Consider the following 13,077-nt stretch of genomic DNA (forward strand, 5'->3'; position numbering starts at 1 on the left):
GGTATGACAGATCTGTCAAGGAATTAATGCCGTTATAACCTAAACTATTAGGATTAATAATAAAAATTCATAATATTTATACAGAAATATTACTTATATAACGTAATATAAAGTACTTTTCTACAAAATAACGGAAAATTATCAGTAATAATTTACGATAGAACATATAAATCTAAGTCTGGTTCATTAGGTTTGAATTTGTAATATCCTTAAAAATAAACTGAAAGCTCCTGCGATGATCATCGTCAAGCGGTCGTCAAAGCTACAATATTGCGCAATGGAAAGATATTAACTGCTTCGCCAGTGGTAGGCTAAACTGTGAGGTCGTACCTGAAGCTTGAGATAGCGGCATCTATAATGCCTCTGATCACAGTATTCGCAACATACTGCGACCTGCCTATGCTGGCGGTTATAGCCTTACGTATCACATTACATTTTCATTTGTTGTGCCCTTCTTTCTATACTGGAAACAAAGTGAGCAGGTTATATTGCACTATCGAATGTTCGGGTAATGTCACAATTCGTGCAGCATTATAATCTTTGAATTTGCGTGCTGCCTCTTTGCGGAAATACGCATAGAGTAAAATAATGATGCCCGGGAATAGAGTCTTATTTCTCTTTTAATGCACATAACAAGAAACTGAAGCGGGACCATGATTACGTCACATATTTGCTCTAGCAAAACGAATTTCCATAACTGCATTTACCGCCACCGTGCTTCGAAGCATAACAATACCTGCAAAAATGGTCGCAGATGATCGTAGCAGACCTATATGAACTGATGCGCTGATAGTCATAGAACGAACACACAAGCTCGCACTATAAGCCGGCTCTATAGCTGAAAAGTGCACTGACAAGTTGTGTTGTAAAACATTTTGCTATTAATGGTCCTGCCAGAAATCCCGGTCAGAAATTATCTCATAAATAACGCATGTAACTTACTTTTTGACAACAGGCGAAACTGACAAGATCCTGATACAAGCCATATCTACAAAGGAACTCTGGCAACCACTTTTACTTCTATGATCTTAACCAGCGTCATGGCTGTACTCCGACAATCTTTTTGATGCTTTAGAGTACCTATACAACAATGACTCAATTTAAAATCAAAGTGCAACACAGCTCACATGAGCGTACTGCCGTTTTCCACAAACGCAACTTCACAGCTCTCCCAACTATAAAAAACCTCATCTGATAGCAGAGTAAACAACTGCTACGATGACTCAAATAACAAACATTTTTCCGATAAAGATCCATGCCTTACGCTCATGAACCAAGGAGCGATTTCAGAAGATTTGCGTAAACGTTACAACAAAGAAAGGGCAGCACATACGCTGCCCCAAACATAAGAAAAGTACACAAATGGTTTAAAAACCAGCGCGACGCTAGAACCCAAACTTCAGACCGAACACCGCTATAGCACCATCATGTGTGTTCTTATACGTCTTACCACGCTCAAACACACGACCATCAACAAGATTGTGCACATTGATACTATGCCGTGTAAAGAACATATGACAGTTCAAGAAGGTATCAAGACTTGTGGTACCTTTCTTGTATAGACTGTAAGCAAAGCCCACAACAATATCACGCAGCACGTTCTCACCATCAAAAGTAGACTTTAAAAAGTCGACTTGGTGACCAAAGTCAACCGCAGGAGGATTATGAGCCAAGATGCTTTCAAAGTACGTTACACTAGCAGAAAACGCACCCTTAGTATAAGACAAAGAGGACGCAAGATAATAGGACGGCACATCCTTGACGTAAGGTATCTTTCCGCGAATCTTATCTGTAACATATACCTTAGGACGCCCAGACTTCCCAAGATATCCTCCACCAACAGCAAACCTCAATCCCCGATAACCCGACTCGATCCCGGCAGAAACAGCCTCAAGGTTGTTATACTCTATAAACACCCCCTCTTCCTTCTTGCCGTCATCACGTCCAGGGACGAGATCAGACCTTCTCTTAGGCTTAGCATACTCCCCAGCAAGAGAAACACCCAAAGTTGCACCATCTTCTGACCCTATGTCGTAGCGGATGGCACCACTGAGTATATTCTTGTATACCGGACCGAAATCAAACCTGGGACGAGTCACAGTCAACATCTTCTTTTCGTGAACCAACTCTTGCGATGAACTTACATACTTAACACTGGTCACACCTTGATCTACAGTAAAATCGCCACCCCTAAACGTATCATCACGATACCCAGACAGAGAATAACTGAACCCAACAGTTACACCACCCATCTTTTCCGACACATAAGATAGTCTCATGGGCATAGAATTCAACACATCCCTAAACTTTGCGGAAAAGCCACTCACTCTATCCGAACTCCCTCTGGAGCGGAACAGATTCTCACTATAAAGACCAGGATACATATGGAACGGAACTCCGTTTGCATATCGCAAAAAATTCCTCAGATACCTACCCCACGCGCTTCCACTCTCTCCGGACATGTTACCCAACACATCCACCTTCATCAGAGCCTCAACACCTTCTTGGTATCCCATAGAGAAATTACCCAGAACCGTATCTGCAAACACTCTACTACCAACCCCTGGACTACCGTAAACCACAGAGCCACCACCCGAACCAGCAGGCACTATAAGAGTAAAGTCAGCACCATAGACGCTACCAAGCGCATCCCGCTTCGAGCGCAATCCCATCGACAGCACGGCATCGTAATTCGCCCCCCAGGCATTTGAATTCCTAGAAGGAGAGAAAACATCCCCATGCCCAATATACCCATAATCTCGATAGCCGACCTTAGCACCATATATCTTAAGAGCCAACTCACGACCTTCTTCACTACCCTTCACATCCCCATCGCTCAGCAGCCATGCGTACGACAAAACCTTTCCCGTTACAAACGCACGTTCCTTGTCATAAGCTTGCGGACCCGATGAAGACAAAGCAAGAACACTCTCCGACGATGCTAAAAGCAGCGACACAGCCCCACATAAAGCCGCCACAGAACTCCTCATACTAAACATCTCTACACTCCTTAAAAATCCACACTCTAGAAGGCAAGCTTAACACCAAAAACTAGCACGCCGAAATCGTACCGCAGAGGCTCTATACCTCTGTCTCCCTTACTCTTACCACCTCCCATAGAAACAATCAGAGGCGTATAATCCCACCTATCAGTGAACCCCTGTGAAAATCTATAATCAGCCCTCACCTTATGAAGCTGCGTAAACAGCACGCAGCGCATACCGTCACCCTTGTACAGCTCATAACTCATCCGCATACCAAGGTCACTAAGATTAACCAGCGTCAAGTACCCACCCTTCCTACTTCTGAAATACGCTCCATCTACACGGAAAGGACCTATAGCATACCCAGCACCAACAGCTACATAGCTTGATGGCTTTAGGGTGTCATCTGACTCAACCTCATCCCAAAATACCTCAGTCCCAGCCCACGGGCCCTCAGGATACCCAGACTTCCCAAGGTATCCGTAACTCCCACCTACGGAAAACCCGCGTACCTTAACCGATGCGGAAACTTCCGCAGCAGCAAGTGATCTGAACCAACCCTCTGGCACTATGACATCTTCTGTATGCAACTTTGGCCCCGCAGGCGCATACTCGGAGCTCAACGAAAGATCGACATTCACATCGTGACTCCCAACGCGGAATACCCTCTTCACGGACCACGCAGCACCTAAAATGCTCTTGTACGACGGAGCATAAGCATACTGTCTACCTGCGAAGCGATTATAAACCCGCCTATATTTACCCAAGTACTTGGATATCAGCCACATACGCTCCTGAAGTTTACTTATGTTTTTATGGAATGAAACCTCAACATCCAGATTAGGATGCGACATTCGTTTATCATGAAGAGTCATAATACGTGCATCTTCGGGCAACCACGCAGTAAACAAGTCAGGCGCATACCCCGTAGGAGAATAACTCAGACCCACCTGCATACCAAAGAACGACGGAGACTGGTATGCAATCCTCAGAGGAAGATTATTCACAAAATACTTACTGTAATACCTGTCCTGCCCATCTATACCATAGTAATCGAGGTAATTATTGGAACGTGAGATACTTTCACTATAAAGACCAGGATAGAGGATAGCGGTATTTGATAGCCACCACTGACCACCACCATGCGAAAAGAAATCCCCCTTGAGCAGAGGCAGCTGATACTTCAGAAGCGTAGAATCCAATCCTCTTATGAAATCATCAAAGTTGCTACGCTTCACAGACTCAGCACCCTGCTGATATCCCACAGAAAATTTACCTATGCGGGACAGCAAATAAATGCGACTCCCCCTATTCACCAACGCCTTACCAACCTCGATCGCAGAACTCACAGCCGGCACTAGCACTTGGAAATCAGCACCGTAAGAAACTCCAGAGTTGCCCAGATATTCAAAAGACATTTCTCCTGAGAAATCACAGTCGCCACTCCAACCCAAATTGCGCCGCTCCGGCTCGCCAACAACATTTACCGCGTCGCGCATATTACCTAACAAAGGGTGCTTGATGCTTGGGCGAGACGGCACATGATCAGGCATCCTAATATCAGGCACCTTACCAACACCACCCCAGTTATAGAATGTCACCCTGCCATCAAACGAGAAATTAGCCCCCTCATCTATTGCGGCAACGTCCTCGCCAGTACGGAACACATCCACCTCATCCGGCATATTTACCGTGGCATCTGCACCTAACCCTATCCCCAAAGACACAAAGCAAGAAATCGCGCACAACGCCAACCTGGTCCGCATAGCAAAAAACCCTCGAAAGCAATACACAGCGCAGGTTACAGTATTTGTATCGCTAATACAACTAAAATATACACTTGCGTTTAGGTACACCTACGCACATACAAACTCTTGGAATGAACATACGCGCAATATACCCAATCACCCGGGTTATCCACAAACAATAGATATAGATGCGAAAACAGCGCGAGTCTGTGTGTATTTTCGGATGGCAGGGCTTTTTAGGCTCCTTAAAATTATACCCTTCACACAAAACGTCAATAACGCATGCAAAAGTATAACTTCACATTTTGGAAACAAGACAGGAACAGCAGAATATAACAAAAAGAAGCTTCCTCACATGCATAATGAAGGAAATCTGGCCAATTTAACCTAAGTACATGCCATGCATAGCAACGCAGAAAGCACCAAACTCCTCACAGCTTCCCATAACTAAAAAAACAAATGCCCTAGTGCAACTACTTATACAGCACACTCCACAGTCTCTTATTGACTATGAAGACAAGTACCGTGCCTATCATGAGAGACACTACTACTTTGATACCCAATTTTTTCCTGCTTTCCATCTCGGGTTCAGCCGCCCACTGTAAGAAATTGACCACATCGAATGCCATATTCTCTACTTTAGAGGAAGTTCCGTCTAAGTAACTCACCAAATCATCGGACAGTGGCGGCGCCATAGCTATCCTACCTCCTGGAAAGGCTGAGTTAGAATATAGCCCATTCTCGTCGGCTTCTGTCCCTTTATACCCAGTAAGCAGTCTGTATACATAATCCGGACCACTGTGCCTAGCTTTAATAATCAATGATAGATCGGGCGGATATGCACCGTTGTTAGAAGCAGCTGCAGCCTCTCTGTTTGGAAATGGGCTCGGAAAGTAGTCAGACGGGATACCAGGCCGTTCAAACATGTCACCAGACTCATTGGGTCCATCAGTTACTGTGTAAGACCCAGCAATCGCCTTCACTTCCGCCTCAGAAAAACCAATTTCCCGCAAATTTCTAAACGCAATCTTCCTCATTGAGTGGCAACTTGAGCAAACTTCCCTGTACACCTGATACCCTCTCTGCACAGCAGGACGGTCAAACGTGCCGAAAATACCTGAAAACTTCCACTTAGGCACCGGGCCACTAGGTTTAACGTGAGAACCCTCAACTGCCCCCGTAATACCCACAAACAGAACAATACTTATAAGTGACACAAACCGCATCATCATACTACTTCATCTCCGGAACAGTATCACTCAGAGTATCTGGCAACTTTTTACACTTTTCGTACTTTCCAAGCACAGGCAACACAATAACGAAGTACGAAAAGTAATACAGCGTGGAAATCCTTCCAAGAGTCACAAACGGCTCCTTAACCTCCTGACCACCTACCCACATCAGGAAGCAGAAATTCAAAACAAACACCCAATAGAATACCTTAAAGACTGGCCGGTATTTACCACTTTTCACCCTGGACGTATCAATAAACGGTAACAAAAACCATACTAGTATTGAACCAAACATCGTAATAACACCCAGTAGCTTACTAGGTATGGAACGGAGCATTGCATAAAATGGCAAAAAATACCACTCGGGCACTATATGTTCCGGAGTGACCATAGGATTGGCCTCGATATAATTATCCGGGTGTCCTAGATAATTCGGAGCGTAAAAGACAAATAGGTACAAAAAAATGAAAAAGAGTCCAAAAGTAATGCAGTCCTTTATTATGAAGTACGGATATATGGGAATAGTATCGCGCTTATCCTTAACTTCAACGCCACTGGGATTCCCAGAACCAAATCTGTGCAACGCGATCACATGTAGCCCCGCAAGACCCAGTATAGTAAACGGAAGCAGATAGTGCAGCGCAAAAAACCTATTAAGAGTCGGATTATCCACAGAAAAGCCGCCCCATAGCCACCTTACTATACTTTCCCCCACCAACGGCACAGCAGAGAAAAGATTTGTTATCACAGTTGCGCCCCAAAAGCTCATTTGCCCCCAGGGTAATACATACCCCATAAACGCAGTTGCCATCATAACAAGGAATATTATTATCCCCGCAAACCACACAAGCTCCCTAGGCTTCTTGTACGAGCCGTAGTAAAGCCCCCGAAAAATATGTATGTACACGACAATGAAGAAGAAAGACGCCCCTACTGCGTGGGTATAGCGCACTAGCCAACCATAATGTACATCTCTCATTATGCGCTCTACGCTGTCAAACGCGTAATCAACATGCGGCGTATAGTGCATCGCAAGAAAGATACCAGTGATTATCTGGAGAATGAGTGCAATACCCGCAAGGGACCCAAAATTCCACGCATAGTTCAGATTTTTAGGAACTTGGTAATTAGCTAACTCCTTCAGAAAAGCACATATGGGAAGCCGGTATTCTATCCAAGCCAATACACCCTTCCCCACGTCAGAATCGTTGTTTTCGTTTTTTAGCATCTTTACCCCTGTGACGTAGAGCCTTTCTTCCCAATAACCATGACACTATCATCCACAAAATAGTAGTCTGGCACAAGAAGATTCAACGGTGCTGGCCCTGTAACTATACGGCCTGACGTGTCATATTTTGAGCCGTGACAGGGGCAGTACCACCCCTTCTCAGCACTCTTCACTTCAGTCGGGACGCACCCAAGATGTGTACATATCCCAACCATAACAAGCCACTCTTCTTTCCCAGCTTGTGTGCGCTGTTGATCACTCTGAGGATCACGTAAACTATTCACGTCAACCGCCCGAGCAATATCTATCTCCTCTTTAGTGCGTCGCCTGACGAATACAGGCTTGCCCTGCCACTTAACTACCTTAGTGCTACCTTCCTTTATGCTGGTAAGATCAACTTCAACAGAAGACTGCGCCATGACCTCAGCTGAAGGGCTTAATGACTTTAACAAGGGATATATAAATGAAAATATACCCATGCATGCCATGGAAAGTGTAGTCAGCCCCAGAAAGTCTCTTCTATGCACCTCTCCAGGAAAGCCACATCTCTCTTTACCGTCATCAGCGATCTCATCGTCAGCCATACTATCTACCCATTACACACGTTAAACCAAAACCACTGCACGCAATCAACGCGCCCACGACCATTATATTGCGACAAAAACACACAGAGAAGAAATACAACCAAATTTTAAGATTCAAATCAAGATATATTCCGCGAAACTACAACACATCAGCAACCTTCCACAATCCAGCGCAAGGCATCTGTTTATCTTACACCTAACCTGAAAAAATAGAACATACCTTATACATTAAACCAACAATACACATGTCTGCGATCACATTTTCATAACAATGTTGTTTCTTTTGTTCCACATCGCAGAGCATAGAGCGCAGCAAACACAAGAACAGCAAACCCGTAAGCGCTCACACAGCCAGCACAAACCCACTGCCACTCACGCGTATAAAGCAGCATTTGCCAAACTTTCCTGCTCTACCTCTTTCAACACCTTTTCAGCCACTTTTTCAGTGAGCGTGCCGGCCAAAATTTTCTCCTGTATGAACTCGGAAAACCGTTCCGAAACCCTAATCTCGTATCTCACCCACTCAGGAAGGGAGTTGTATATTTTAACGCTACTAACCACGCCGTCATACTTTTTTCTTTCCTTGATAAAAGCAGAACTTAGTTTTTTGCACGCATCAGCGGGCTTGGACGCGGCATTCCTTCTCTCTAAAAACATACCTGCAACACACAATATTATAAGTACACTAAATGCTGATACCGCCAAGGAATATACAGTGTTGTTACTTGCTGCGTGCCCAAGCACAAAATTATTATGTGATGAGAGTTGACGCATGATCACCAAAGCCAGTATAGCCCCTATAGAAAGGAAAAATACAACCCTATAAACCGAACCATACGCCAATTTATTGCGTTGAGACAGATTACAATTTGCAAAAGAAAACCACCTCTGCGGAATATCTGTATCAATAAGATCTTCGGTACAAAACAGCATAAAGTGATCACTAATTCGTCTCTCCATGATAAGACGCTTCAAACGTATCGCCTTTAAATCGTTCCTAAGAGTACGCTCTTTTCTTCTAGCCGCATTGTAATCTGCACCAATATCCTTTGAGGATCTGGTAAACAAAAGTAGTACACATATTGACGCAGCCACCGCGCACAATATTTTGCAGCAGTATCCAAATTTGCTCCCAAGAGCCAACTGAGACAATCCTTCCATTTCTACGCCCTTAACTATCACGAATGTAATCCAAATCATTTTACTGAGACGAATCATTAGCTACCTATCAGCTCAAGTCCTATATTTCAAGTGAGAACTTTGTACGCATTTATACACTGTATATACAAGGGTGTATTGCGCCATGGCAGCTGTTCTTACCAGTATAGTACTACTGCATCCTAATGCGCGTTAAACCACTACAATGCCACCGAGACGTATAGCTTCCGAAAGCCTCCCTTACCCGCAAAAATCTAGAACATGTCCCTGCAAGAAAGCATTCCTGTACTTAGCAAAACCAATTCACTACAGTAGGAAGACCAGTTGTGTAAAACCGTATCGTTGGCCGACTCCGGCAAAAACTCGTTACAATTGCATAACACAAGGCAAGTAGAACTTCTCCAAAAAATGTGCACAAGTTATAGGAAGGCTCAAGTTGTCGCCGTTGCGATATTATGAGCACTAAATTTCAGGTCTCAATCACTTTGCTAAAACAAGCATTAAAAAGAAAGGGCATGGCAGACACAAGTTTGAAGACATGTACTGCACCGAAAAGAGGAGTTATTGACGATGTAAAATGTGTATCAATATCCCAGATACTCACCCAGCAAAAGCGTGAGGAAACCCATATCCCAAGCAGGTACAGGGTTATTTCCTACTAAAAATCTGCGCTAGAACCAAACAGCAAAACGAAGTTATTATTGTCATAGGTCCGGGAAATGTATCAAACTTCACGGAAAGAACTAGCCCTAACATGCCAGACAGGCTCGATATTGCGGCCGATACCAACACCATCTGCAACGGAGTTTTGGAAAGCAGCCTAGCACCTGATGCTGGTATGATTAAAAAAGCAGTAATGAGAAGTATTCCAACAGACCGAGAAAATAACACTACGGCAAGTGCCGCCATGACCAAAATCTCCATCTTTATACGACGGGGATTGATTCCTGTAGACAACAATAGGTCACGACTAATCGATACCGATACCCAATATCTCCATCTGTATACTACAATGGTAACCCCAACCAGCGAGACAATAAGCATTTGAAGAAGTTCATTGTCACTCACCATAAGTATGTCACCAAACAGTGAGTGAAGTATGCGCTCTCCAGATGACGGAACAAATGACAATATAATCATCCCCAGTGACATTACGACGCTAGTCATAATGTTGAGTATGGTATCTACTGAATGAATCTTATCAATTACAAACGACATGATAACAGCGAGGATCAATGCCACAAATAGCACTGTCAACGAGGCATTTACCTGCAGCAACGCTGCTATACCCACTCCTAGCAATGAAGAGTGCGCTATGCTATCCCCCATGTAAGATAGCCTATTCCACACCATCATAGAACCAAGCGGCGCTGTGATGATGCTAGCTATGAGAATTGCGCAAATACCGTTTATGAAAAAGCTCTCCGAGAGAATGTTGAGCATGACAACCTACAACACGAAAAACAAGAAACATAAATGCATCCCGCTTTCACAAAACAGACACAATAAGCGATAGGAAAACCCTTGAACAACACACACCGCCCCTAAGCTCCGCAAAACACCAGACAGCAGCACAGAAACACAACACATGTAAATCACCACATGCTAAAATGTAACTACACTGAGAAGCCCAGCTGCTGCTACCCAATAGAAAACAGCCTATACCCTACGAGGCGCACATCACAGCCCCAGTTCTGCCCCTTCTGCTTAAGAAGATCACAGACCTTGGTCTGCCCATCAATGATGAATACCTGCTCCAAAAGCACCATATCCTCAAAAAACTTCTGCATTCTGCCATCCACTATTCTCTGCACTACAGATTCAGGCTTACCCAATGCAGCAACCTGCTTAGACACAACGCTCCTCTCGTTCTCAATTACGTCCTTACTCAACGTATCCACAGATAGCGCTTCTGGCTTCGCAGCAACAACATGCATAGCAAGCTGCTTAGCTAAATCAGCCAGCTCCACAGGATTTGCAGAAGACTCCAATGCAACAAGAGCAGCAGCCTTACCGAGACCATCGCCTATAGCACTGTGCACGTAGCTACCTATCACGCCCGGGCCGCTCAACTCGATAAAACCAATTCCACCCAAGACAACATTCTCACCAAGAACAGCTGCAGCAGAGACTACTTCGTCTGAAACACTCGGTCCTGAGCTACCATCGTAGTGAAGAGCGGAAAAACCCTCCATATCCTCAGACTTGCAATCATAAAGACGCCGAGCCAGACCTCGAGCCAAGTGGCAAAACTTCTCGTTGCGCGCAACAAAATCGGTCTCAGATCCCAATTTAACTATCGATCCCCGCGCCCCATCAACGTACACAGATACTATTCCGTCTGGAACATCCCTGTGTGACTTCTTGTACGCCTTAGACAAACCTTTCTCGCGAAGATATTCTCTAGCCTTATCTATATCACCAGAACACGCCTCAAGCGCCTCTTTGCAGTCACCAATACCCGCACCCGTTGCCTGACGCAACTCCTTGATAATCTCGACACCAACTTTCATTCCACCACCTTAAAAACAAGAAGAACAGTACAAGAGGTTACTATTTGCCAGACTCTACATCGCCGGGAACGGCACCTTCAACGTTCGTATCTTCACCACTCAGAACTTCTTTTTCAGAAACCTCAGCACCCTTCTCACGTTCCTCTGCAACAACGGACGAACCCTTACCCTTTCCGGCAGCAGCTGCAATATCTACTCCGGACTTCATCAAGTCTGAGCGTATAGCCTCAAGTATGGTATTCGACACGGCCCTACAGAAGAAGTCTATAGACCTTATAGAATCGTCATTACCGGGAATAGGATAATCAACACCCCTAGGGTCAGAATTTGTATCTAAAACCGCCACGACGGGAATCTTCAACTTATTAGCTTCCTGAATAGCGATATGTTCCTTGTTAGTGTCAATAACAAACAGTATATGCGGGATGCCACCCATCTCACGAATACCACCAAGAGACCTCTCAAGCTTTTCCCTCTGCTTGTTGAACATTAAAAGTTCCTTTTTCGTAAACTGAGCATCTGTATCGCTCAGAAGCTTTTCAAACTCGAGCAGCCGTCTGATGGAACTGTCTCCCAGTTCGTTAGCATACCGCCCAACCACCTGTGGTTTACATAATACTGACCACACCGAACAGCTTCCTCAGCAACAATATTAGCCGCCTGTACCTTAGTGCCCACAAACAGCACCCTGCCCCTACGATGTACAACATCGTACAAGACATTAAGCGCATTTTTAAGCAACACGACGGTCTTCCTCAAGTCTATGACATGAATGTCCTTGTACTTGTGCACACCGTAAATATACGGCGCCATAGCCGGATTCCACCTGCCGGACTTGTGCCCAAGGTGAACGCCAGCCTCTATTAAATCACGTATGCTAAACTCAGGTATATTCCCCATCAATCTCTCCGTAAATCACAACAGTTGAACCTCCACAGCACAACCCGCAACTAAGCAGGACCATCGTGCAGCTGTGTGCGAAATGTCGGGCCGCAGACTACGCAAGCCCACACGATACTACCAGGCGTCTATAGCTTTATCAAGGAATATGTACTAAATCGAAATATCCACTCAACAAACAGTACGTTTCATGCAATGGCAGCCCTACTACCGCAGAATACGAACCCTGCATCCAAGAAATCAGCGCGCTACTCCATCCCTGAATACTGTAACCACCCGCTTTGTTTTTCCACTGGCCAGAATGCGCATAATAGCTTATCTCGCCTTCCGACAGTCGCTTGAACTTTACTATACTAACAACACTGCGTGTACGAAACTCACCTTCGGGAGTGCTAAGACAAATCGCAGTACAAACCCTGTGTCTTCTACCCGAGACGAGTCTTAAGTACCCAATAGCCTGATCAACGTCATCCGTCTTTAACATCACCCGTCTGCCACAGTAAGCAACTGTATCAGCTCCGAGCACAAACATACCGGGCCTGGTTGCAGCCACCTTTACCACTTTGTCTTTAGCAACACGCTCAGCATACGACCTAGGCAACTCACCGCGGTTAACAGACTCATCAACATCGGGAGAAACAACCTCACCGGGCACTACCCCGATCTGCTCCAACAGACTAAGACGATACTCCGAAGACGATGGTAGTACTAAACTATCTATTTTTAGCAC

General features: G+C 44.8%; 9 protein-coding genes and 1 pseudogene. All 10 read right to left on the minus strand.

Annotated elements, in window-relative coordinates:
- Positions 1 to 1,385 precede the first annotated feature (1,385 nt).
- Positions 1,386 to 2,999 carry a hypothetical protein gene (locus PGW94_RS00005; RefSeq protein WP_271757068.1) on the minus strand — a complete coding sequence of 538 codons (1,614 nt, stop codon included), beginning with the start codon at positions 2,997 to 2,999 and terminating at the stop codon, positions 1,386 to 1,388.
- Between the two features lie 26 nt (positions 3,000 to 3,025).
- Positions 3,026 to 4,750: a porin gene (locus PGW94_RS00010; protein WP_271757071.1), complete on the minus strand. Its 1,725-nt coding sequence runs from the start codon at positions 4,748 to 4,750 to the stop codon at positions 3,026 to 3,028.
- Between the two features lie 455 nt (positions 4,751 to 5,205).
- On the minus strand, positions 5,206 to 5,964 hold the full coding sequence (locus PGW94_RS00015; RefSeq protein WP_271757074.1) for a cytochrome c1: 759 nt from the start codon (positions 5,962 to 5,964) through the stop codon (positions 5,206 to 5,208).
- A gap of 1 nt (position 5,965) precedes the next feature.
- Positions 5,966 to 7,192 (minus strand): cytochrome b, encoded by a 1,227-nt coding sequence (locus PGW94_RS00020; RefSeq protein WP_271757077.1) that lies wholly within the window; start codon positions 7,190 to 7,192, stop codon positions 5,966 to 5,968.
- 2 nt (positions 7,193 to 7,194) lie between these two features.
- Entirely contained in the window at positions 7,195 to 7,776 is a 582-nt protein-coding gene (gene petA, locus PGW94_RS00025) for a ubiquinol-cytochrome c reductase iron-sulfur subunit (protein ID WP_271757079.1), read from the minus strand.
- A 372-nt stretch (positions 7,777 to 8,148) separates the two neighbouring features.
- Positions 8,149 to 8,994: a hypothetical protein gene (locus PGW94_RS00030; protein WP_271757081.1), complete on the minus strand. Its 846-nt coding sequence runs from the start codon at positions 8,992 to 8,994 to the stop codon at positions 8,149 to 8,151.
- 588 nt (positions 8,995 to 9,582) lie between these two features.
- Positions 9,583 to 10,377 (minus strand): metal ABC transporter permease, encoded by a 795-nt coding sequence (locus tag PGW94_RS00035; protein WP_271757084.1) that lies wholly within the window; start codon positions 10,375 to 10,377, stop codon positions 9,583 to 9,585.
- Between the two features lie 197 nt (positions 10,378 to 10,574).
- Entirely contained in the window at positions 10,575 to 11,447 is an 873-nt protein-coding gene (tsf, locus tag PGW94_RS00040; protein WP_271757087.1) for a translation elongation factor Ts, read from the minus strand.
- 40 nt (positions 11,448 to 11,487) lie between these two features.
- Positions 11,488 to 12,347, minus strand: a pseudogene (gene rpsB / locus PGW94_RS00045) (30S ribosomal protein S2).
- Between the two features lie 139 nt (positions 12,348 to 12,486).
- Entirely contained in the window at positions 12,487 to 13,077 is a 591-nt protein-coding gene (locus tag PGW94_RS00050) for a Maf family nucleotide pyrophosphatase (protein WP_271757091.1), read from the minus strand.

This window comes from Candidatus Anaplasma sp. TIGMIC (assembly GCF_028204095.1).
Taxonomy (GTDB): Bacteria; Pseudomonadota; Alphaproteobacteria; order Rickettsiales; family Anaplasmataceae; genus Anaplasma.